This window comes from Gordonia sp. SMJS1 (assembly GCF_029866425.1).
Classification (GTDB): domain Bacteria; phylum Actinomycetota; class Actinomycetes; order Mycobacteriales; family Mycobacteriaceae; genus Gordonia; species Gordonia hongkongensis.
The window spans coordinates 5,082,632-5,107,020 of sequence record NZ_CP123381.1; the positions used below are offsets into that span (position 1 = coordinate 5,082,632).

Below are 24,389 nucleotides of genomic sequence, written 5' to 3' on the forward strand. Positions count from 1 at the left end.
GATTGACGAGAGACGGATAGGCACACGGACGTGACGACGAAGAAGAAACTGATCGAGGTAGCGCTGCCGCTCGAGGCGATCAATCGTGAATCGGCCCGCGAGAAGTCAATTCGGCACGGTCACCCCTCCACACTCCACTTGTGGTGGGCTCGCCGCCCGCTTGCAGCTGCGCGTGCAGTCTTGTTCGCTCAACTCGTCGACGACCCTTCCGCGCGGCCAGAGGAGTTCCCCACCGAGGAACTGCAACGCAAAGAACGCGAGAGACTCCACAAGCTGATCGAACGCCTCGTGGTCTGGGAGAATATTCGCGACGAGAAACTCCTCGCCGAAGCCCATGCCGAGATCGTGAAGTCGACAGGCAGCGATGTCCCGCCGATCCTCGACCCCTTTGCCGGCGGGGGGACCATTCCATTCGAGGCCCAGCGGCTGGGGCTGGCGTCGAATGCGTCTGACCTCAATCCCGTTGCTGTGCTCATTAATAAGGCGCTCATTGAGATTCCACCGCGCTTCCGAGGGAGCGTTCCGGTCTTCCCAGGGATGGCCGCTGGGCAGATCCGGAATTGGGCCGGTGTAGACGGACTGGTGGCCGACGTCCGGGCGTATGGGGATTGGATGCAGCGGGAAGCCGAGGATCGCATCGGTCACCTTTATCCCAAGGCGACCCTGAGTGACGGCATTCAAGCAAACACCATCGCATGGATTTGGGCACGAACCGTGCCGTGTCCGAATCCTGCGTGCGGTATCGAGATGCCACTTGTCCGTAGTTGGTGGGTTAGCAAGAAGAAGGGCAGGGAGGCTTACCTGTCTCCTCACCTCGTGGCTGACAGTTCACACGCTTCAGGGCAACGCGTTGTGTTCGACGTCCACGACGGGGCTGAAGGTGGCCCTTCCCCGAAAGATGATGGCACTGTTGGTCGTACTGGTGCTCATTGTGTAGCTTGCGCAACTGGTGTCGCTTTGTCCTACATTAGAGAAGCGGGCCGGCACCGTCGCATTGGGACCACGATGCTCGCAGTAGTAGCCGAGGTTGATCGACGGCGATTGTTCTTACCCGCGGACAGCAAGCAAGTTAGCGCGGCCAGAATTCCCGCTCCCGACTCCGCTATTGCGGGCTCGTTGGGATATTATCCGCGCGATCTAAAAGCGGTTACGTATGGTTTTAAAGAATTCTCTGATCTATTTACCCCACGCCAATTGACAGCTCTCGCGACATTTAGCGACTTGGTTAGTGAAGCTAGAACGAGAGTTGTCGCTGATGGCGGCAGCGAGGAGTACGCTGACGCCATCGCAACGTACCTGGGCCTCGGCGTCAGCCGCCTCGCGGACATAGCCAACGCGCTATGCGGATGGGAGAATACCAAAACCCAGGTGCGCCACTTATTTACACGTCAGGCGATCCCGATGATGTGGGACTTCGCGGAGGCTCCGCCGTTCGGAAAAGCTGCGGGCTCGTTCGAAGTGAGCCTGGGAAGTCTGTCCAAAGCTATCGTCGACAGCGGCGGGCCCATCGGCCACGTCGAGCAGCATGATGCGGCGACACGTGACTACTCTGGCTTCGTAGTCAGCACCGACCCGCCTTACTACGACAACATTGGATATTCCGACCTATCGGATTTCTTCTATGTCTGGCTTCGTCGAACACTTAGGTCCATCTACCCCGACCTGTTTTCGACGATGCAGGTCCCAAAAGCAGAGGAGTTGGTCGCCAATCCGTACCGACACGGAGGCAAGACTGAGGCGAAAGAGTTTTTCGAGGACGGATTCCGGTCTGTGTTCGCACGGATCCGTGATTCCGCGCGTACAGATATTCCATTGACCGTCTGGTATGCGTTCAAGCAAAGCGATTCGGATGGTGGTGCGGAGGCTTCCACCGGTTGGGAAACGCTGTTGGAGGGAATGATCCGGAGCGGGTGGGAGATTACCTCGACCTGGCCAAGTCGAAGCGAAATGAGCAACCGCATGATGGCCAAGGACATGAACGCCCTGGCATCATCGATAGTGCTCTCGTTGCGCCCTCGCCCCGACGGGTCAGCAACGATCGACCGTCGCGGGTTCATCACTACCCTTGAGGCGGAGTTACCTAGGTCCCTACGCCAACTGCAGCAGGGGCAGGTCGCGCCTGTCGACCTCCCACAGGCAGCAATTGGCCCTGGCATGGCGGTGTTCAGTCGATACTCCGCAGTACTCGAACCCGATGGTTCGAAGATGACTGTGCGAGCGGCTCTGTCGCGGATTAACGAGATCCTCGATCAGGTGCTGAGCGAGCAGGAAGGTGACTTCGACGCGACGAGCCGCTTCGCGATTGCCTGGTATCGCCAGCACGGCTATGACGTCGGCAAGTTCGGTGACGCCGACAACCTCGCGAGGGCCCGCAACACCAGCGTTGATGTGATGGACCGCAGCGAGATCCTCACAAGTCGCGCAGGCAAAGTTCAGCTTCTCAAGCCGAGCGATCTGCCGTGGGAGTACGACATCCTGGCTGACCCGCACACCAGCAATTGGGAAGCACTCCATCACCTCATCAAGACGCTCGAGCGCGACGGCATCGCGCCTGCCGGTGACTTCTTGCGAATCGCGCTCAGTCGGCCAGACGGTGCGATCGAATCCGATTTGGTGAAGGAGCTTGCACACCTGCTGTTCCGGATTGCCGAGGCGAACGGCTGGACCAAAGCCGCACTCAGCTTCAACACCCTGGTGACCAGCTGGCCGGAGATAGTTGACGTCGCGCGAAGCGCTCCAGAGGCTGGGACCTCACAGGGCACTTTCGACTTCGACGAGGGAGATGAATGATGAAAGATCTCAGCGCAGGCGAGTACCCTCTACGCAAGATCTTCTCAAGCGACTACGAGTTCACGATTCCCGAGTACCAGCGGCCGTACGCCTGGGGCAAGGAACAAGCGCTCCAATTGCTGGACGATTTGGAGGGCGCGTTAGCACGCGATACCGACGAGCCCTACTTCCTAGGGTCAATCGTGCTCGTCAAGGCAGGTTCGGACCCTGATGCCCAGGTGATCGATGGTCAGCAACGACTAACTACACTGAGTATCCTCTTCGCTGTTCTGCGTGATCTAACGGAGAACTCAAAGCTCGCAGGCGAGCTGGCCAATGTGGTTGTCGAGCCAGGCGAGATCCTCGCTGGCACCCAGGCGAAGCCGCGGTTGAGTCTAAGGAAGAGGGACAAGCAGTTCTTTGCGGATCACGTCCAGAACGAAAGCGCCACCAAGAGCCTCGTTGGGCTCGACGACGCTTACCTCAAAACCGATGCCCAGAAGGCTATTCGCGACAACACCGTAGCGCTACGCGATCGCATTGCGTTGTGGTCTGATGACAAGCGGCAACGACTCGCGACAATGCTTGGTATCCGCACACTCCTTGTCGTGGTCAGCACTCCAGACCTCAACAGCGCACATCGCATCTTTAGTGTCATGAACGCACGTGGACTCGACCTCACCCCGTCAGACATCTTCAAATCCAAGGTGATCGGAGATGTAGGAGATGTAAGCGAGCACGAAGTATCTGAGTACGCCGACAAGTGGGAACAAGAAGAAGTCGACCTCGGTCGCGACTCCTTCGCGGATTTATTCGGGCACGTCCGAATGATCTTCCAGAAGGAGCGCGCAACCAAAGTCCTGCTCCAGGAGTTCGACGAACAAGTTCTCAGCAAGTATCTGCCCGGCAAAGGGCGTGAGTTCGTGGATGAGGTTCTCATCCCGTACTCAGATGCGTACGAACACCTTCTGGCCCAGAACTATCCCGACGACGTGAACTGGTCCCCGGTGAATAGCTGGCTACGTCGCCTGATGCAAGTCGACAATGATAACTGGCGTGCGCCAGCGCTGTGGGCCCTCAAGGAACATGGAAACGACCCTGCATACCTTGCAGAGTTTCTCCGGAAGCTCGAACGCCTAGCCGCCAGCATGCTGCTGCGACGCGTATACGCGACCCCGCGAGGCTCCAGGTACGGCGAGTTGCTCAAACAACTCGAGAAGGGCGATGGGCTGGCGTCGGGCGCATTCGACCTCACGGCAGAGGAGGTGGGAGAAACTCGCGATCGGTTGTCCGGCCGACTGTATCTTGTGGCACCCGTACGCAAGTATGTGCTTCTTCGTCTCGATGATCTGCTCGCCAAGGTGCCCGGCGTCAGCTATCAGCACAAGATGATCACCGTCGAACACGTACTCCCGCAGAACCCGAAGGACAATAGCCTGTGGAAGCAAGAATTCACTGATGGGGAGCGCCTGTATTGGACCCACCGCCTCGGCAACCTAGTGCTACTAAACCGCGCGAAAAACAGTCAGGCGCAGAATTACGACTTCGCCAAAAAGAAGGCCAAATATTTCACCAGCGCCAACGGTAGTGCCGTCTTTGCTCTCACTACCCAGGTAATCACGGAAGACGAGTGGACACCCGCAGTGATCGAAAAGCGCCAGAAGGACCTCGTCGCGCTGCTGAGCAAGGAATGGGAGTTGACCTGACTATGGCCGTCAGCAATCGCGAACGCATCGACCGCATGTTCCAAGCTATGGCCCCGGCCGTCGATGACTTCATCTCCACCGCGGTGGGCCAGGTCAATCCAGCGCAGGGCGCTCAGTGGGCACAACTCGTACAAGCCAAGGACCAACGCAACGGATCTGCAGGCGACCGCACCTATGACCCGCGTGATCCTCAAGTCCAGTTCCGGATGCTCACCGAAGGCAACATCACCGCCTCGATCAAGCCCGGGTGGTACCCGTGCAGCAAAGCACTTGGTCGCGCCGGTGAGACCTACGCGAGTGAGCTGCGTGAAGTGCGAAACACGTGGGCACACAACGGAACCTTCAGTGATGATGACGCGTACCGAGCCCTGGACACCGGCGAGCGACTCCTCAAATTGATCGGCGCCGCGAAGGAAGCAGACCAGGTCAAAGAGATCAGGCTCAACCTCCGACGCGTCACCGCGGACAAGGCCGACAAGAAGGTCCTGAAGGCAGCAGTTGACAACCCCGAGTCAACCGGTCTGAAGCCATGGCGTGATGTGCTGCCACCCCATCAGGACGTGGCTACCGGCAACTTCCACGCATCTGAGTTCGCCGCAGATCTATACAAGGTGGCCAGCGGCGGCGAAGTCGACGCCGACTACGCCGATCCCGTCGAGTTCTTCAAACGTACCTACCTCACAGAAGGCCTTCAGGATCTCATAGGACGAGCGGTCCGGCGCCTATCGGGTGACGACAACGCGTCACCAGTCATCAACCTGCAGACCAACTTTGGTGGCGGTAAGACGCACTCGATGCTGTCTCTGTGGCATGTCGCCGCCGGACTTCCCGTCGGGGAGTTTCCGCAAGACACCCAAGAGTTGCTGGCCAGCTGTGGCTACACGGGCGACAAGATCAACCGCGTCGCCGTCGTGGGCAACCACTTCAGTCCCTCGGGCGTTGTCCACGACGGCACGCGGATCAACACGATCTGGGGTGAACTCGCGTGGCAACTTGGTGGCGAAGAGGCGTATGCGATTGTTGCCAAGGCCGATGCCGACCGCACACCTCCCGGGCAGGCATTGCATGACTTGCTGGCCACATACGCACCGGCTGTGATTCTCGTGGACGAATGGGTCGCCTACGCGCGCTCACTCGTCGGTCGCGACGACTTGGCCGGCGGAACATTCGATGATCAATTCACCTTCGCCCAATCACTGACCGAAGCCGCCAAGGGCACGTCTGGAATTCTGCTTGCCATCTCGATTCCCGCGTCGGAAAGTGGTGATGATGCCGAGCCTGCCGCCGGCAACGCTGAAGAGGTCGGCGGCACACACGGACTGGAAGCACTGAAGCGGCTGCAGAACGTCGTGCGCCGCGTCGCCGACCAGTGGCGCCCCGCCTCATCGACCGAGGCGTACCACATCGTCAAACAGCGGCTGTTTACTCAGCCCGATGCTGCCGCGTTGGCGGCGATCAACGCGACCGCACGCGCGTACGTGGAGATGTACCGCAAGTACATCGACGACTTCCCTCGCGAATCTCGAGACTCTGTGTATGAGGATCGGATCAAGCAGACCTATCCGATCCATCCTGAGCTCTTCGACACTCTGTACGAGGAGTGGTCGTCGCTTGAGCGCTTTCAACGCACCCGTGGTGTGCTGCGGCTGATGTCCACCGTGATTCACGCGTTGTGGACCGGCGAAGATGCGTCGCCGCTCATCATGCCGGGCTCCATCCCGTTGGCCACGTCGGATGTGAATTCGGAACTGACTCAATATCTTCAGGACTCATGGAAGGCCATCATCGACGCCGATGTCGACGGCCCGCAGTCCGAGCCGGCACGTATCGACAAGGACAAACCGCTGTTCGGGCAGCGGTCTCTGACCAAGAGGCTGGCCCGGACGGTGTTCTTCGGTGCCGCTCCGACCATTGGGCCGGGGGCGTACAGTAAGGGAATTGCGACCCAGCGCGTGTTCCTCGGAACGGGTATTCCTGGAGATATCCCAGGCAACTTCCACTCTGCTCTGAACCAATTGCAGGACCGCGCCACTTACTTCTATTCCGGGTCAGGCAAGTACTGGTACGACCTGCAAGCCAACATCACCCGTACCGCGAAAGATCAGGCCGAACGGCTACACAAGGAAGACGTGTGGGCCGAGATCGTACGTCGCCTCCAAAGCCAGGGCCGTAGCCGAGGCGATTTCGCTGGCATCCATGTGTGCCCAGAAGTCAACTCCGATATCCCTGACATCGATGAAGCCCGCCTAGTGATCCTGCATCCCAAGGTGTGTCACAAACGGGGTACCGATTCTCCCGCGAAGGTTTTCGCGCAGAAGGCAACCGAGCAGCGAGGTAGCGCCAGCCGAACCCACCGGAACATGGTGGTCTTCCTGGCAGCCGACGAAGCGCGGCTCGAAGAACTCAACAACGCAGTTCGCGACTACCTCGGCTGGAAACATGTCCTAGACAACGAGATCGATCTCGATCTCACCCAGAACCAGAAGAACCAAGCCGATCAGCGCCGGCAGCAGGCCGACCACACCGCAACCTCGCGACTGCTCCAGACATTCGTGTGGGCACTTGTTCCGTCAGCGCAGAAGGACATCAGCGCGCCGTTCGTCGTTCGGGAGGTCAAGGTCGAAGGTCAATCCGACTCACTTGCCGAACGCGCCTCCAGGCGACTCGGCAATGATGGCGATCTCTTCACGCAGCAGGCGGCCAACACGATCCGCTTCTCCATCAACAAGATTCCCCAGATATGGAAAGACGGCCACGTATCACTCGGCACACTGTGGGGCTTGTACAGCCAGTACACCTACATGCCGCGGTTACGCGATCGTCGAGTCCTCGACGAGGGTGTCATCGATATGCCGATGATCTGGGCAGCCGAAGCCTTCGCGCTGGCCAGCGGATACAACGACAGCGAGAACCGCTACGTCGGACTGTGGATACCGGGCGACCCAGGCTCAGCACCCGTACCAACAGACTCGCTACTCCTGGTCCAACCGGACAAAGCTACAGCCCAACGCGACGCCGATACCGAACAAGAAGGCTCGGACGGTGAAGACGAAACCGACCAGGATGGCGGCGACGGCGGTGGCATGCGCCGCCCCGGTCCATCCCCCAAACCGCCCCCGACGCCACAGAAGACACGCTTCTACGGTGTGAAGACTCTCAACAGTGATCGCATCGCCCTCGACTTCAAGAACATCGCAGACGAGGTACTCGCCCACCTTCGCGACGGCGATACTGACGTCACAGTCACCATCGAGATCGAAGCAAATGATCCGACAGGCTTCGCGGAGGGCAAGATCCGGACGGTTTCTGAGAACGCGCGAACGCTCAAGTTCGACCAGTCGGGTTTCGAGGTGGAGTGACTCATGTCCGGGACTGAGTTGGGGTGCAGATCGATCTTCAGGGTCGAGAGTGATCCTGATCTGGCTACCAAGGTTCACGAGCAGATTTACGCCTGGTGCAAAGACCCTCGAAAGAGTTGGGATGCAGACAAGCTCGCGGGCCCGGGCGTCGCGGAGGTTGCGCCTGGCGTGGTCGCCTCACTAGTCCGCGACGAACGCCAAGACGGCAGCATGATTGAGCGGTGGCGCTTTCATCAAGACGAGGGTCACGGCATATGGGTTACGCAACTGACCACCTTCGTTGATCGTAAGAACGACGGCTGGGTGTGGACCGATGTCTTGAAGCCTTCAGGGCAATCCGCAAGTGTGCCGCGACTTGTTGGCAATGTGCTGGAGGTCTGTGAAGGTCTTGACGGCCACCATCGATTGACTGCAGAACCGCTTCGCTCGCAGGTTGACGATGTCCCTCAGATCTACAGTGCGTTGACCGACCCCGACCGGCGCGGATTTCTCTTCATCGCCGGAGCCGACGACAATCCCACTATCCCGCAGCCCAAGTGGGCAGACTTTGTTTCCACGCTTTTAGCTCGGACAAGAGGCATTGCCAGCGCCTACGTTCTGGACGCGGGAGCAACGCTCGCACTCAACGCGCGCCTGCCCGAATCCCACCGGCTACGGCCATGGTCGATTCGCACGTTCCTACCACAGCCGGAACTGAGTGATCCACATGATTCGCTCCGTCACCGCATCCTGACAACTCAACGCATCATCAATGATTCCGAGTATCACCTCCGAGATCTGCTGGCACGAGCTGCCTGTCGCCACTCAACGACGGTCAGCGCGCCATCTGAACTGGTTCGCATTGACCGCAAACTTCGCGAACTTCTCGATGAAGTGATCGTTGATCGCGTCACGGTCCATGCATCGCCCCCGCCCCAGACGGTTGAATCCTCCCAAGTCGACACTGTGACGCCTGACTCCTCGACTGCGCCACAGCGAGCAGATCGCACGCCCGTTGTCTCTGACATCGAGACTCCACTACCGAACGGAATCGTCGCGGCTCTGAAAACCGTTGTGCGGTCGGTGATCGGCACCGCCGAAGTGACGGCAGACGCCGTCACCCGGCTTGGTCAGCTCGCCACCGACGCGATCCATCAACGCGACAGCGTCAAACTGGTTCGGGAACGCATACAGACGATCCAGTCTGAGCGAAACGCTCTGGAGGATCAGAACATTGAACTGACCCGCAACGTGGAAGACGGGTTCCTCGATCTTTCTGAAGCTCAAAGCGATCTCGACGATGCCAACCGAGAACTCCGTCATCTTCGCAGTGAGCTGGCCCGGGTGGGCGAGCAGGTCGATTGGCAAACACCAACGTCTCCACTCGATGTGTCTCCCAGCAGCTTCCAAGAACTCCTCGATCGCTTCGACGAGTTCCACTTCGTAACCTTCACCGGGCAAGACAAGTTCGCCATCGAACTGGATGAAAAGAACCCACTGGATTCATGGGCACGCAAGACGTGGAACGCATTACGGGCACTCGAGGACTACTGCCGCCTACGCACAAATGGAGAGTTCATCGGAAGTGTGACCGACTATCTCGAACGGACTCCCGCCGGCTGCGTTTCCATTCCGCCTCAGAGCCACGCACGAGATGAAACCTCCTCCACCGAGAGGCATCCACAATTTGGTCCGGCACGCACGTTCCCGGTCCCGACTGAGGTAGATCCGACAGGGCAGATCTTCATGGGCGCTCACGTGAAGATAGCCAAGCACGGGACCGTGAGCCCGCGAATGCACTACCACAACGATGCGGCTGGTACGGGCAGGGTCTATGTCGGCTATATCGGACCGCATCTGCCCAACTTCAGGACGAACTGACATGCGACGACGTGGTAGTGGTTGTTTGCCGCCGGCGCGTTCTATGACTGCAGGATGGAGACCCTCGGTGTCGTACCCTTGTCGTAATCTTCAGCCTGGCGAAGTGAGCCGGATCAGCATCAGGAGCGATGAGCTCTGCCCTGCCGCAGAGAAGAAGCCTAGGCCGAGGAGAAGTTAGTCATTATGGGGTTCTGGCACACCGGCTACATGGATTTCCATGAGCCAACGGCAGATGATGATGGCCCTTTCGCAAGAACACCGGCCACGTTCACGTGCCGGACTTGCGACGCCCAATTTGCCACACACCGCGATCTCAATGTCCACCTGTTCGAGGGCCACGCAACGGCGCGGCCGCTGCTTATCCTACGAGGCCGTGAATGCGGTCGAAGCCGGCTCACTATCACTACGAAAACGTCACCCAGCGACTGGGCAATACGATCATCTGATCAGGTCACTGTTAACAATGCTCGGGTCGCGATCGGCGAGGCGATCCAACTGCTGTCGTCACAGCGGCGTGGTGTCATCGACATCGGTTTGCATAACTCCGGTGTTGAACAGAAGTTTGAGTTCGAGTTCGCACTTGCCGACAACGACGATCTTGAAGGCGTCGACTCTGCCCTGCAGCACTTCATCGAGGGCGGCGAACTCAGTCGCCGGTCCATTGACGATTTCATTATGCGGTCACATCATTTCGCGACAGCTGCAACTTACCGAGGCGGCATCGCCAGCTACCTTTACGGCGTTCTCGCGCGCGAACGAGAGTCGGAAGCAGGCTCAATCAACGCAGGCTCAGGCGCGTATGAAGCGAAGTACGACCAGGCCGTAGCCAGCCTCGGCGCCTTTGACCGACCACCCGCCGAAGCCATATGCGGGATTGTCGCATTTCACTACAACCAGTTCCGCCGCGCGATGACCAAAACACGAAGCAGGCGAGTCGCTGAAGTCGCTCTTCGTTTCGAGTCAATGTTGAACGGCACGTCGTGGGATACATCAGATCTCACGGTGTCGCCGGATACGAGCCTTGACCACATGCTCAGCGATTCCGTGATCGAACAGGTAGTAACTTGGAGCGCAATCCCACTCGACGGTTCCGCGAACGAGGCCACCGAACTCATCAGCAGCATTCACTCTCAACGGTCTTCCGATGCGTTCAAGCTTCACCTTATCGCCGCTGAGCATCTTCGAGCTGCCGGTGACATCGACGCAGCAAGGCACGAAGCCGATCAGATTCGTCATACAAGAGCAGCCGAACGTTGGTACAAGAACTTCCGACTTCGCACACAAGGAGAACACACACCGTGACGACCGGATCTGAGATTCCAGCGGACACTCCCGGTCCCGAGGCGACTGACAACAACAGTTCACCGCCACAGACCTCGCGTAAGAGGATGCGCTCGCACGCTAAGGAGCGCCCGTCGACGATAGCGGCTCTCTTGGACTACGCCTACCAGCAAGGCGAAAAGAAACTGGACCTAACACAGGCATCGATGCGAGCCATCAAAATGGAGCGGGACGTTGAGGCTGCAGAGATTGATCAGGTCACCCGGCTCGCCTCTAACGACCCGTTAGTCGACGTTCCACCAAACCTGTTGTCCAGCCTAGCCGGGCTCGGTGCGCAACCTGACGTACAGAAGCGGCTCATTCAATTAATGACTGTGGCTCTCGCGCACCACCCGCTCTTCGAGGGACGGCAAGACGTCCTGATTGGCACCTCTGCGGCAAATACCCCTTTGGCTGCTGAATTAGCGGCGAGAGTAAACGACCTCGAACCTCAGAGCGTCGGCGTGGCTGACGAGGAGGAATTCACGGCAGCGAAGAAGGAGCGTCTCAAGGTAAATGCGATCTCGGCATATGCACTGCTCTGCGTTCTCCGAGGCGAGTGGACATCCGCGCAGTTCATCGAAGCTATGTCCTCGGCTGTGTGGGTGCGCCCCACTCAACCCAGTGTCCAGAAGGCAGCCGCACTTTTCGCATCGTCAAAGGCGATCGATGAACTCAGCCAACTTGCAGCCCACCATTCATTGGTGCTCCGCCGAGCGCGCCACGAACTGGATTTCAGCACTGCCGAAGCATCCGAACTACGGAGACAATCCGCAGAAGCCGCGGCAAAGGCCGATTCATTGTCCGCAGAGCTTCAGCGCCAGAGTGCCAAGTTGGCTGAGTCCATGTCACAAGTTGCCCAGCTCGAGCAGCAACTCGCAGAGGAACGAAGTGGTCGAAGCGTCGACCACAGTCATGCCGTCGATGACTTCGAGAACCTGCGCAGCCGAATACTGCGTCGACTTTCATCTCAGGTCGGCATGCTCACTGATGGACTCCACGCGGTGCGAAACGGCCGCACTTCAGTGGCGGAGGAGTTTGTAGAACGTGCGCTGGACGCCATCAAAGGCGAAGTCGATGCATTGAAAGATCTTGACGAAGGAGCGCTGTGATAGTCGGATTCGATTTTGGTACGACGAATAGCTTGATTTCTGTTGTCTCGGGCGACAGGGTGATCGACTCACTTGATGAATCTGGACTTCCGTACCCATCTGTTGTCCGCTACGAAGGGGAGGAGGTGATCGTTGGCCGTGAAGCACGGGAGGCGCTTGAGGATGTCGGCTTAGGCGTTCACGGCAATACAGTGCGCTCCCCAAAGTTCCTGCTGGGACAGGAAGCCGTGACCGTGGGCGGCGTGGAGCGCAGCCCCATCGATATCGTTGCAGATGTCATCCGTCATGTGCGCTCGGAATCTCTGACGCGTAGTCGCAGGAAAGCGCTAGGTGCCGCCGACCGCGCAGTGGTCACTATCCCCGTGAACATGAACGGGCCACGTCGCGCAGCACTTCGCGAGGCTTTTGCTCAGGCTGATATCTCAATCGCACAGTTTGTCCATGAACCATTTGCCGCACTGTACGGATACATCCGCGGATCGGACGACCCACAAAGCCTCGTACGAAAACTCAAAGGCCGCAACGTACTTGTTGTTGACTGGGGTGGCGGCACTCTCGACTTGACGCTGTGCAGGGTAGAGCCTGGACGAATAGTCCAGTTGCGCAACGGCGCGACCGAGGACGTCGGGGGAGATCAGTTCGACCAGGTGATTCGCGATGAAGTAGTGGGCCGCTTCGCTGTTCGCCACGGCATCGAAGACACCGACGTGCCCACCCCAGAAGCTCGCTTGCGACTGCTTCAGAGCGCCGAACGGAACAAGATCGATCTTTCCTACAGGCAAGTCGTCACCTTCTACACTCCTGGCTACTTTCCACAATCTGACACGGCACTCGAGTACTCACTGAGCCGGACAGAGCTCGACGAGATTACAAGGCGTCTAGTCGAGTCCGGGATAGGGAAGATCGATTCGCTGCTTGAGAGCGTCGGCGTGGCACCCGGCCAGATCTCACTCTGCCTTGTTGCGGGCGGGATGGCCGCAATGCCAAGCATACGCAGCAGTCTTCACGAGATGTTTGGACCTGAACGAGTCGTAATACCTAAGAACAGCGCGACCCTAGTGTCGCAGGGAGCCGCATGGATCGCCCACGATTCACAGACTCTGGTGCTAGCCAAGCAGATCGAGCTCGAGATGGCACGCGGGTCCAGGCTCCCACTGTTACGCGCTGGCACACCGATGCCTAGCGACGGGGACGTCCGGCACGAGCGATTTGACCTTTACTGCACCGATCCAACCGACGGGACCGCCAAGTTCTCGATAGTCACTCCCACAGCGATCGCTGATCAACCGCAAGCCAGCGATCCCCGGACATTTCTGGGTACAACAACTGTCAAGGTGGATACGGCAGCACCACCACTTGTCGAACGACTCAACCTTAACGTCGAGATCGACGATGACCTCATTCTGCATGTCAACGCATTCTCCACCCAACGCGCTGATCGCTCGAAGGCATCGTATTTCGACCTGGAGTTTGGGATCGCTCTTCCAAACGACGACAACACAGATCCAGTGGACAAAACGGATCAGCCTGCAGACCCACCCAAAGGAGGACTTGTAGTCCGAGCGAATGTCGCTGCCGAGAAAGACGACGACCTGATCCCGGGAGATGTTCTTTACAAGAGCAAGCCTCATGCATTTGCCCGCATGCCCGGACGCTACCAAGCAACCGAGGACCAGAGACTCGAGCACCTCTATTACAAACCATGCGCAGTCTGTAAGAGGCAGTGGGGCGACCCCGCCTGCAGGTGCGCTACCGCGAGCTGACGATGGGAGCGCAGCAGGTTGTCGCAAGAGTCACCCATGCCGATGAGGAAATAGAGGCAGCGATACGAAGGCCAGTTCGACTGACGCCCAACGGATATGCCGGTGTCGTCTACGGCGGCGCCGTCTACCTTCTGCGCGAGGGAAACAAAGTCGATATCGCAGAATCGTCGTGGGAGATAGAGGATTGCAACCGCTTCCTTATGCCCAACTCTGCGATTCCATACGCTCCAAGTTCAGTCGGCTCCCCATCCGAACCTAACTTTCCCGGCATTCGGGGTGACTGGTCCGTCGAATCGACCGACTTTGGCCACTACCTTCTATTCAACTCGTCCGAAGCCGAAGCGAGCAAGATCGTTATAGGGCTCGAATCGAAGGGCATCACGGTCCAGAGGTGGGATGTCAGCCACCGACCCGCATCAGACGGCAAGTTCTACGACTGGTTCGCGCGTCTGCGATTCGTCGGATCCCACGACAGGGCGCTTGAGCTCGTCGCAGACGCCCTCACTCCACCAGAACCTTCTATTGAAGACGGGTCTCCGACCACAGTCGCCGCCAACCCGACGCCGCCCGCTGAGTCTCTCGATACACGGATCGAAGATCTCGTGAACGCGAACGCCGCACTCAGCCAGCGACTCGAGTCTTCTATCAACGAGATTCAGAGTCTTCACCGCCGGCTCACCTCCACCGAGGACCGTGAATCGTCCCTGCTCGTAGCATTCGAGCGGATGCGCGAGCATCAGAAGTCCATCCAGGCCGAAGTCACCGAACTGAGCCAATCCTCGGCACTCGGGCTGGATGCACGTGAGTTGCTCACAAAGCGATCTGACGCCGAAGAACTCCTCGAACTTGCTCTGGCGGAAAACACCGAACTGAACCACGAAGTGTCCTCGCTTCGCGGACAACTCCTAACCTCAGCAGACCTGAGTCGTGTGCTGACCGAGACTGTCCAAGAACTTCAACAACGACTCGCCGAGGTGACGACACTCGAACGCGAGCGCCACAAGGTAAGTGCAGCGAGGAACACTCGACGTCGCGGAGTAGCCGGATTTCTTGACTCTATGTTTGCCCGAATCGATTTCGTACTCGATAGCCAGGAGGTGTTGGCCGCCCTAGACTCACCGGCGGCCATAATGCGTTGCCTTGTCCAGCTCGATATGGGCGTAAACATCGGCAGCGGACTAGCTGGTCTGCCCGGATGGCGCGAGGTGACCAGGCTCGCCACCGGACTTTCCGGGAGCGAGGATATGGGGCGCGTGTACTACAAACCGGACGGAGGCCGCGTCATCGTCAGCGTGCACGTCAAACGCGATGAAAAGGAACAGCGCCGTCACATAGAACTGCTACGGAGTCTCGGCTGAACAAATTGGTCACTCTGAATAGGATTGACTTCCAACTCGGCTCTGCAACGACACCACCGCAGGCAGATGTGAACCAAAGAGCACAGTGTTGCTGCGGGGTTCCCAGGCACCGGTTGAGTCAGCACCGCCAGCTCCTGTTTGGCATCAAGACCTGCCAGTCAGTCGGCTCTACTTATGTGTGACACACAGTGTTGTTGGCGTGGCGTCACCAGTCAGTAGAGTCTGGGTGGGAGGCTGCGCCACTGGCCGTTGACATATCCGTTTAGCTCTCTGGAATTCTTAGGGGGCCTCGACGGGGTAGGACTGGTGACCAGCGAGAATTCCTCTCGAGGATGCAGTACTGAAAGCCCATTCTCGGCGGAGATTCGCTTGAGAACCTTGTCATTCGTGCGTAGATCCAGACCATAGTCAAGTGCAGTCGCCAGAATCAAAAGGTCATTGAATGTGTTCCGCGGGCGGGCTTTGTAGTTTATCGCGAGATTCCGCATTGAACGTAATAGTGATACTGCAAGATCAGCAATCCTCTCATCAACTAATATCGGCTCCATCCTCTGTTCGGTAATGAATTCGAAGTTCGCCTTGACGCACTTGGATATGTTGCGGCCTAGGGCTTGACGTGCGAGTTCTTCTATTGGCTCCGAGTTACCTGACTTATGTAGCCGGACTAATTGCGCATGGCAGCATTCCATTACATACTCTTCATCATGGAAGCTAGCGTCATCTGGCAATCGCAACGCAAACCCTACCGATGAATCACCTCGGAGAACGCCAATATTCTCACGCCTAGCGCGACGCGTCCGGATATACTCCCGATATCTGACTGTAAATCCTGGTCCGTAGTACACGAAGGGTGGTATCAGGTATCGATATCCCCAGCCTTCCCCTGATTGCATATTGTATAGTTCCTGTAGCGTCGCGGTACTTACATAGACCGTCGTCTCACAACTTGGCGGCTCGATTCTGGCTTCGCGCCAGGCAGAGACAAAATTTGTGTCGACTAATAATCCAGTGGGACGAGAACGCGGCATAAGCCGAGTCTAAACGGTCTGCAACTCACCGTTTGTGATCTGTCGGGTCCTACGTCGCCCTGCGGGCCAGTTGGTCCACCTGCGCCACCGCAGATGAGACAACCGCGCTCTCAGTCTCAAATTCTCACGCTACGGGCGAGTAGTCTCAAATTCTGCCTGCCGCGGCATCGGCTACCCCCGCGCCATGTCCACGAACCGGCTCAGATGTAGCTGGTGCGCAACGGTAATGGTGGCAGTGGGCCCGTTACGGTGCTTGCCGACGATGATGTCGGCCTCACCGGCGCGCGGGTCGTCGCGTTCGATGGAGTCGGGGCGGTGCAGCAGGATGACCATGTCGGCGTCCTGCTCCAGCGAGCCGGACTCACGGAGGTCCGACACCTGGGGCTTTTTGTCGGTACGTTGCTCCGGACCACGGTTGAGCTGACTGATCGCGATCACCGGGACCTCGAGTTCCTTGGCCAGCAGCTTCAACTGGCGGGAGAACTCCGACACCTCCTGCTGGCGCGACTCGACCTTCTTGCCCGACGTCATCAGCTGCATGTAGTCCACCGCAACGACTTTCAGGTCGTGCCGCTGCTTGAGACGGCGCGCTTTGGCGCGGATCTCCATCATCGTGAGGTTGGGTGAGTCGTCGATGAAGAACGGCGCCTCCGAGATCTCACCCATTCGACGTGCGAGCCGTGTCCAGTCGTCGTCGCTCATCGTGCCGGCACGCATGTCGGCGAGCTTGATCTTCGCCTCCGCCGACAGTAGGCGCATGACGATCTCGGTCTTGCTCATCTCCAGCGAGAACATGGCGGCGGTCAGGCCGTGTCCGATGGCCGCAGATCGCAGGAAGTCCATCGCCAGGGTCGAATTGTGCGTCGGGACCATCGCTTCACCCGCGAGATACAGGTGGTCGGCGTTGTCGACCTGCACGCAGCGCACCGGGACCGGATCGACGGGGCGAACGGCGACGACGCGTCGGACACCGGCCCGGCGACGCAGCTCCTTGTGCCGAATCGCCTTGTGGTGCACGGTGAACACGTCTTCGTCGGCGTCGACGCGCAACCACCCCGTGGCCGACCGCTTGTAGTTGAAACCGAGCCCGGCCACGAGGTCGGCGACGACCGCCGTCATGTGCCGCGTCGCGGCGGGCACGGTGATCCAGCCGTCGTCGTCCACCGAGGCACGGGCATCCAGCAACCCCGCGAGCAGGGCACGACGCTGCGCGATCGAACCACGGAGATACTCGTACGGAATCCGGCCACCGAGGTCCGCCATCAGCGTCATGACGTCGACCGGGCCCTCCGCGTCGATGCGCATGCTGATCTCGGGATCGTCGAAGGCCATCCCGGCCAGCGCCGCCACCGTGTACGGGCCGTACGCGAACCGCTTGCGCGGCAACTCGAGCGGCGCGGTGTTGCGCACGACCGCGCAGCCGACGTGCGCCCGCAGGCCGGCGGTCGTGACGACCCGCCGCTCGCCGTCGATCTCGGCCGCCCACTGGTGTTGCTCGTCGGCGACGATCGTCGCGCCGTCGTTGAATTCGATTTCGTAGCAGGGCCGTTCGGTCATCACCTCGGTGGCGGCGACGACCCGGGTGGGCCGGCCGTGGGCATCGAGCAGGAGATCGCCGACCCCGACCTTGCCCATCGTGGTCCAGCCGGTGGGCGTCGGCAGCGGGGTGTCGAGCGCGAGCGCCTTGCCGACGCCAGGACGTGCGGCGACGATGATCATCTGACCTGGGTGGAGCCCGTTGGTGAGCTTGTCGAAATCGGCGAAGCCGGTCGGGACACCGAGCGAGATGCCACCTCGCGACGCGATGGAGTCGATCTCGTCCATCGTCGGCTGCAGGAGATCCTCGAGCGGGACGTAGTCCTCGGCGGTGCGCTTCTCGGTGACCTCGTACACCTCGGCCTGGGCGCGGTCGACCACCTCGGCGACGTCCTGCCCGTCGGCGCCGGCGTAGCCGTACTGGACGATGCGTGTGCCGGCCTCCACGAGTCGACGCAGCAACGCCTTCTCGGCGACGATCTCGGCGTAGTAGCCGGCGTTCGCCGCGGTGGGCACCGTGGAGATCAGCGTGTGCAGGTACGGCGCACCACCGATGCGCTTGAGCTCGCCCGCCCGCTCGAGTTCCGCGGCGACCGTCACCGCGTCGGCGGGCTCGCCTTTCGAGTACAGGGTGAGGATCGCCTCGAAGACCGCCTGATGGGCCGGACGGTAGAAGTCGCCGGTGCGGATCTTCTCGACGACGTCGGCGACCGCGTCCTTGGACAGCAACATGCCACCGAGCACCGATTGCTCGGCGGCGAGGTCCTGCGGGGGCTGCCTACCGAAGTCCTCGGCAGGGATCTCGTCTTCCCGGCCTCGCCCTCCGGCGGCGGGGCCGCGCCCGCGGTCATCCACAACAGCCACGCGTGTCAAACCTCTCGCAACGTTCGATCCCACCCGACATCGAATGAGTACGACCCTGAGTCTGGTGTCGGCCCCGGTAGGCCACGTCGCGAGTCCCCGGTGTCGACGTCGTGTTCTGGTCAGTCTCTTCCTATCGGGTGGCACCGACAGCGAAGTGTCGTGTGCGCCGAGACGGACGGAGACGCTGAGGCGTGACACTAGGACGTCTGCGACCGCTACTCAAACCGACCTGTTGACGGATCTGGGGAACACTTGTGGACGGTGTGTGAGTTGCGGGGGGACGAGTTGTGCAGGCTTTGTGGACAACCTGAGGAATCAGGGTGTGAACAACACAGTTTTCGCAGGTCAGCGCCCTCACTAATTTCCACAATCAAGTAATTGGAAATCCTTTGGACTTCTTCGGCGCGTCGTCTTGCGGGCGTGTTGCGGACACCTGTTCAACTCCCCGTGGCGAATATTCGGGTGAACATCCGGTGTGGTCTGCGTTACACCTGGCCAGACGGGCGGGCGACGCCGGTTCGCACGATTCTGCGGCGATCGCCGAACGACGCCCCTGTGGGTGTGATGCAATGTCGATCGTGTCGAGGTTGGGGTTGAGGTCCGTCGTCGTCCGTCGTGCGGTCACCGTGCTGGCGGCCGTGACCGCTGCCGCCGGGCTGGCGGCGGCCCCGCCGACGTCCGCCGCGCCAGGTCCCTCGATGCCCGTCGAGTTCGATCTGTCGCGCTATCAGCCGGTCGCCCCGACGACGTTCCGATCGCTGGCCTATGTCGACAACGGACGGTCTTTCTTCACCACCGGTAGGTGGGTGTGCGAGATCGGTCCCGGCTACCGCTACGTCGGTTGCGCGGGCCGTCCCGCGACCGCCCCGCCGAACGCGACCGGCGCGGTGATCTCCGATGATCAGCAGGGCCCGTGGTGGGCGCGTGCCGATCAGACCTACCGGTTCGGCCCGGAGAGCGGCTTCCGGCCACCGATCCTCGGTGTCGGCAAACGGGTCACCATCGAAGGCGTCACGTGCACCGTGCCCCGTCGCGACACCGTCGCCTGCCGCACCGGCGACCGCGCTCTCATCTTCACGCCCGCCTGGCACAAGTTCTTCTTCCCGTCCTGGGACACACTCGGTCCGGGCAACAACGCGGTCGACCACAGCGCCAACCCGGCACCGCAGTACCTTCCGCCGCGACTGCAGTACTGGAACCAGCTGCCGGCCAGTCCGCCTGCGCCGAAATAGGGTCTCACGCGGAGGCGCTCAACAGACACGACAAGGCCGGGTGGAGGATCTCCACCCGGCCTTGTGTATGTAGAACGCTGAGGTCAGCTCGCGGCGACGACGGCGAGCTGGACGGTCGCCGAGACCTGCGGGTGCAGGTTGACGACGACCGGGTAGCTACCGGTGGCCTTGATGTGCCCCTTGGGCAGCTCGACGCTGCGCTTGTCGAGGGTCGGACCGCCCGCGGTCTTGATGGCACCGGCGACGTCTGCCGCGGTGACCGAACCGAAGAGCTTGCCCGAGTCGTGGGTCTTGACGTCCAGCGAGACGTCGGCGAGGCCCTCGAGGGCCTGCTTCAGCTCGTTGGCGTGCTCGAGACCGCGGACCTCGCGGGCCTCCTGTGCCCGACGGATGCCTTCGACCTGCTTCTCGGCGCCGCGGGTGGCCTTGATGGCCAGGCCGCGGGGCAGCAGGTAGTTGCGGCCGTAGCCGTCCTTGACCACGACGATGTCGCCGGCTTCGCCGAGGTTCTCCACGGCGGCGGTGAGGATGAGCTTCATGTCAACTGATCCTTTCCGCTTATCGGCTGGTCGAGGTGAAGGGCAGCAGGGCCACCTCACGCGAGTTCTTCACTGCCACAGCGACGTCGCGCTGATGCTGCACGCAGTTACCGGTCACGCGACGCGACCGGATCTTGCCCCGGTCGGACAGGAAACGACGCAGCAGCGCGGTGTCCTTGTAGTCGATGACGGCCTTCTTGTCCTTGCAGAAGCTGCACGCCTTGGTCTTGGTGACCTTCTCGACGCGAGGCTTCCGGCTCGGCTTTGCCTTTGCCATGTGTGTGTTGCTCCAGTCAATGCTGTCGGGGACGGTCGCTGCCGTTCCCGGGCTGTTCGGGGCGGATCATCGTGCCCCGACCGATATCAGAAAGGTGGTTCGTCGTCCCCGCCGCCGAACGATCCCCCGCTGTTGCTGGCAGGCGCGCTGCCCCAGGGATCGTCGGCGACCTGCTGGTTCGAACCACCGCCGCGGCCACCGCCGCCGCCCGATCCGAATCCACCGCCGCCACCGCCACCGCCGCGCGAGGCCCGATTGACCTTGGCGGTGGCGTAGCGCAGCGAGGGGCCGATCTCGTCGACCTCGAGTTCCACGACCGTGCGTCGTTCACCCTCTTTGGTTTCGTAGGACCGCTGCTTGAGCCGTCCCTGCACGATCACCCGGGAGCCCTTGGTCAGGCTTTCGGTCACGTTCTCCGCGGCGTCGCGCCAGATGTTGCAGCGGAGGAACAGCGCTTCGCCGTCCTTCCACTCGTTGGTCTGGCGGTCGAAGGTGCGCGGGGTGGAAGCCACCGTGAAGTTGGCAACCGCTGCGCCGGACGGCGTGAACCGCAATTCCGGGTCGGCGGTCAGATTGCCGATGACGGTGATGACCGTGTCGCCTGCCATGTGTGTTTCCCCTCGGGTCGTTGGTGGGCACTCGCTGATCGACATGCACCGGATTCTGGGCTCAACCCTAGAACCCGGTACCGACGTCTTCAGACGATCAAGAAACCCTGTGGATTACTTCCGCAGGACCTTGGTGCGCAGAACCGACTCGTTCAGCTTCAGCTGACGATCGAGCTCGGAGACCGTGGCGGGCTCGGCATTGAGATCGATGACGGCGTAGATGCCCTCGTTGTGCTTGAGGATCTCGTAGGCGAGTCGGCGCTTGCCCCAGATGTCGACGCCGTCCACCGAACCGCCGTCCTTACGGACAACGTTGAGGAAAGTATCGAGTGAGGGTGCGACGGTGCGCTCGTCCAGATTCGGATCGAGGATGACCATCAATTCGTAGTGACGCATAAGACCACATCACCTCCTATGGGCTAGGTCGGCCACGGACTGTCCGTGGCAGGAGGGTCGCCTGCGTCGGCAACCGGTCCAAGATACATGACCTGCCCGTTCGCAGAGAAATCCGTGGTCGCGGGCCGCCTCGGCGACACATCATGAGACCACCTACGCTGTTGCCCATGTCGGAGCGGCGGACAACCCCGGGCCGGTGGTCGGCGCGGCTCTCCGGCCGTGGTGAGACGGCCGTGATCGTCCTCGTCTCGGTGTTGGCGACAGCCGCGACGATGTTCTGGAGTTTCCAGGCGAAGCTGCGGTGCGGCGGCGCCCCGTTCGATGCACTCGGACGTAGCGACAACTGGCCGACCGGCGATCCGGACGCGGTGATCCCCTGCTACTCGGACCTGATGTATCTCTGGCTCGGTCGCGACATCAACACCCACGTCTTTCCCTACATCCACGGTGGGATCACATCGGACGGCACTCTGTTCGGTGGCGTCGTCGAATATCCGGTGCTCTCCGGCGTGCTCATGTTCGTCGGTGCGGTCGGCGCCGACACCGACACCGAGTTCTTCACCCAATCGGCGCTCCTGTTGGCACCGTTCGGTTTCGCGATCACCGTGCTGCTCGCATCGATGGTGCGCTGGTGGGCGTTGCTCTGGGCCGCAACACCTCCGCTGGTGCTGTACTCCTTCCACAACTGGGAGCTCCCGGTCGTCGCCACCGCCGTCGGGGCCGTCGCCGTGATGGCATGGGGCGCGTCGGTCCACCCCGTAACTCGTCGACGACGACTGCCGCTTCGTACGAGCGCGGTGATCGCGGCGGTTCTGCTCGCGATCGGATTCTGCCTCAAGCTCTACCCGGGGATCTTCGTATTGCCGTTGGCGGCATACGTTCTCACCCGCGGAGCCGGCGGAGCGCGCATGGTCGAACGACGACGAGACGCCCGCGGCGGTCTCGACTGGACGGGCGCCGGTTGGGTAGCGGGCGCTGCCGTCGTCACCGTGGTCGCGATCCAGTTGCCGTTCATGGTGCTCGGATTCGACGGGTGGAAGGCGGCGCTCTCGTTCCAGAGTCGACGACGAGCCGACGTCGACACCAATTCCATCTGGTACTGGGGGCTGCGCTATCTCACCGGGACCGGTGACACCTACCAGTCGCTGGTCAGTGTGCTGTCGCCGCTGTTGATCCTCACGTCGTTCGGGGTCGCGATGTACCTCGGGTGGCGCCGCTTCGACCGCGTCGGCACCTTCCCCTGGATCGGCGTGAGCGGCGCGATGCTCGCGGGTTTCATGCTGTTCCACAAGGTCCACTCCCCGCAGTACACGCTCTGGATCCTGCCGTTCTTCGTTCTGATGAAGGTCCGGTGGCCGGTGATCCTGACGTATCTGCTCACCGACCTCGCCCTCGACCTGACGATTTTCCGGCTGTTCCCGATCCGCGATGCCGGCGATCCGCTGCCGTGGTGGATCGTCACCGGCGTCGCCGGTTCGGTGTGGGTGCACGCCGCCCTGCTGGCCTACCTGATCGTGACCCTCCCGCGGACCCCGCTCCGAGAACCGTTGGCCTCCCGGGTGGCCGCACGCGTGCACGCGGCCACCGATCGGGAGTCCGCTGACGCACCCCGGCACCCGCCGCGCAACGCGATGGCGAAAGGCTCGTCATGACTTCCTGGTTGGCGACCGGCCCCCTGGTGCACGGACGAGTCACGTTGCGACCGATCAGCATCGAGGACATCGGACCGTTGGCGCGCGTGGTCGACGACCCGACCCGATTCCGGTGGGTCCCCGGAGTGCCGACGGACGAGGACAGTGCCCGTCGGTTCGTCGACTCGGCGCTCCGTTCCCGGGTGGCGTTCGCCGTGGTCGACAACACCGACGGCAGTGTCGTCGGGTCGACGAGTTTCTACGACATCGACGAGGCCAACCGGGCAGCTTGCATCGGGTACACCTTCTACAGCGAACGCGTCCAGGGAACCGCGGTGAACCCCACCGCCAAGTTCCTGCTGATGCGCCATGCGTTCGAGGAGCGCGGCGCCGTCCGCCTCACCTGGCACACCCACGAGAACAACACTCAGTCCCGCGCCGCGATCACCAAACTGGGTGCCAACTTCGAGGGTCTGCTGCGCAAGCACCGCCGATTCGGCGACGGCTGGCGCACGACCGCCTTGTACGCGATGACCGACGACGAGTGGCCGGCGGCGAGAGATCGCCTGTTACAACGAATCTCTCCCTGACGACCTAGGGATTCGCGGTGTGCTCGGGATGGCCCTGGGTGCGCCGGTCTTCTTTCATCCGCGCCTCGTGCACGTGTCGCTGACCGTCGGTCAGGTCGGCTCGAACCCGGTTGACGGACTCGCGCAACGGGCCCCAGTAGGTGTCGTCGAATTCCTCGACGACCTGGAATGTCCAGCGCCCCTCGAGAACGTTGCGACCCACCAACTCGGTGGACAGCTCGTCGGCGAACTCCCCGTGTCCGGCCTTTCGTAATTCGTCCACTGCTTCCCCGAGCAGCAGATCGCCGCGTCCGATGAGTTGGTGGAACGAATAGAGGTGGCCGCGGGCGCGCTCGATGTACTCGAGCGCCTCCCCCACCTTGCCGACCGCTTCCGCGGTGTCGTCCGAGATGTGTGGTGCGGTATCCGACATGATCCGTCATTACCCACCGGAGCGGTCAC

General features: G+C 60.9%; 17 protein-coding genes. 11 read left to right on the forward strand and 6 right to left on the reverse strand.

Translation table 11 applies throughout. From position 1 onward, the window contains the following. Window positions 1-30 precede the first annotated feature (30 nt). The 8 genes from QAD21_RS22965 (at window position 31) to QAD21_RS23000 (ending at window position 15,247) form a co-directional block, all read left to right on the forward strand. Entirely contained in the window at window positions 31-2,790 is a 2,760-nt protein-coding gene (locus QAD21_RS22965; RefSeq protein WP_277242423.1) for a DUF1156 domain-containing protein, read from the forward strand. Then, entirely contained in the window at window positions 2,787-4,475 is a 1,689-nt protein-coding gene (locus QAD21_RS22970; protein ID WP_280360294.1) for a DUF262 domain-containing HNH endonuclease family protein, read from the forward strand. The genes QAD21_RS22965 and QAD21_RS22970 overlap by 4 nt, the downstream gene beginning before the upstream one ends. 2 nt (window positions 4,476-4,477) lie before the next feature. Next, entirely contained in the window at window positions 4,478-7,834 is a 3,357-nt protein-coding gene (locus tag QAD21_RS22975; protein ID WP_280360295.1) for a DUF499 domain-containing protein, read from the forward strand. Window positions 7,835-7,837: 3 nt separating this feature from the next. Continuing rightward, on the forward strand, window positions 7,838-9,694 hold the full coding sequence (locus QAD21_RS22980) for a hypothetical protein (RefSeq protein ID WP_280360296.1): 1,857 nt from the start codon (window positions 7,838-7,840) through the stop codon (window positions 9,692-9,694). Window positions 9,695-9,877: 183 nt separating this feature from the next. Beyond that, entirely contained in the window at window positions 9,878-10,996 is a 1,119-nt protein-coding gene (locus QAD21_RS22985; RefSeq protein ID WP_277242418.1) for a hypothetical protein, read from the forward strand. A gap of 131 nt (window positions 10,997-11,127) precedes the next feature. Then, window positions 11,128-12,126: a hypothetical protein gene (locus tag QAD21_RS22990; protein WP_280360297.1), complete on the forward strand. Its 999-nt coding sequence runs from the start codon at window positions 11,128-11,130 to the stop codon at window positions 12,124-12,126. After that, window positions 12,123-13,889 carry an Hsp70 family protein gene (locus tag QAD21_RS22995; RefSeq protein WP_277242416.1) on the forward strand — a complete coding sequence of 589 codons (1,767 nt, stop codon included), beginning with the start codon at window positions 12,123-12,125 and terminating at the stop codon, window positions 13,887-13,889. The genes QAD21_RS22990 and QAD21_RS22995 overlap by 4 nt, the downstream gene beginning before the upstream one ends. Window positions 13,890-13,891: 2 nt before the next feature. Further along, window positions 13,892-15,247, forward strand: a complete 1,356-nt coding sequence (locus QAD21_RS23000; RefSeq protein ID WP_277242415.1) for a hypothetical protein — start codon at window positions 13,892-13,894, stop codon at window positions 15,245-15,247. Window positions 15,248-16,446: 1,199 nt separating this feature from the next. On the opposite strand, the gene dnaB is transcribed toward QAD21_RS23000, so the two are convergent. Next, window positions 16,447-18,675 (reverse strand): replicative DNA helicase, encoded by a 2,229-nt coding sequence (gene dnaB / locus QAD21_RS23005; protein ID WP_058252878.1) that lies wholly within the window; start codon window positions 18,673-18,675, stop codon window positions 16,447-16,449. A 569-nt stretch (window positions 18,676-19,244) separates the two neighbouring features. Here dnaB and QAD21_RS23010 point away from each other — a divergent pair. Next, on the forward strand, window positions 19,245-19,907 hold the full coding sequence (locus QAD21_RS23010) for a hypothetical protein (RefSeq protein WP_068972301.1): 663 nt from the start codon (window positions 19,245-19,247) through the stop codon (window positions 19,905-19,907). An 83-nt stretch (window positions 19,908-19,990) separates the two neighbouring features. Here the strand turns inward: QAD21_RS23010 and rplI are convergent, their stop codons facing one another. The 4 genes from rplI to rpsF form a co-directional block, all read right to left on the reverse strand. Further along, window positions 19,991-20,446, reverse strand: coding sequence for a 50S ribosomal protein L9 (gene rplI, locus QAD21_RS23015; protein ID WP_058252880.1), 456 nt, complete (start codon window positions 20,444-20,446; stop codon window positions 19,991-19,993). A gap of 19 nt (window positions 20,447-20,465) precedes the next feature. Further along, entirely contained in the window at window positions 20,466-20,723 is a 258-nt protein-coding gene (gene rpsR, locus QAD21_RS23020) for a 30S ribosomal protein S18 (RefSeq protein ID WP_004020662.1), read from the reverse strand. 86 nt (window positions 20,724-20,809) lie between these two features. Next, complete coding sequence (locus tag QAD21_RS23025) at window positions 20,810-21,331, reverse strand: single-stranded DNA-binding protein (protein WP_058252881.1); 522 nt, start codon at window positions 21,329-21,331, stop codon at window positions 20,810-20,812. Window positions 21,332-21,445: 114 nt separating this feature from the next. Then, entirely contained in the window at window positions 21,446-21,727 is a 282-nt protein-coding gene (gene rpsF / locus QAD21_RS23030; RefSeq protein ID WP_058252882.1) for a 30S ribosomal protein S6, read from the reverse strand. Window positions 21,728-21,894: 167 nt separating this feature from the next. On the opposite strand from rpsF, the gene QAD21_RS23035 reads away from it, so the two are divergent. Together QAD21_RS23035 and QAD21_RS23040 are read left to right on the forward strand one after the other, a co-directional pair. Continuing rightward, window positions 21,895-23,379: a hypothetical protein gene (locus QAD21_RS23035; RefSeq protein ID WP_068972302.1), complete on the forward strand. Its 1,485-nt coding sequence runs from the start codon at window positions 21,895-21,897 to the stop codon at window positions 23,377-23,379. After that, a complete protein-coding gene (locus tag QAD21_RS23040) occupies window positions 23,376-23,948 on the forward strand; it encodes a GNAT family protein (RefSeq protein WP_068972303.1) in 573 nt (190 codons plus the stop codon). Before QAD21_RS23035 ends, QAD21_RS23040 begins: the two co-directional genes overlap by 4 nt. A 4-nt stretch (window positions 23,949-23,952) precedes the next feature. Here QAD21_RS23040 and QAD21_RS23045 read toward each other — a convergent pair whose 3' ends face one another. Further along, window positions 23,953-24,360 (reverse strand): hypothetical protein, encoded by a 408-nt coding sequence (locus QAD21_RS23045; RefSeq protein WP_280360298.1) that lies wholly within the window; start codon window positions 24,358-24,360, stop codon window positions 23,953-23,955. Window positions 24,361-24,389 lie beyond the last annotated feature (29 nt).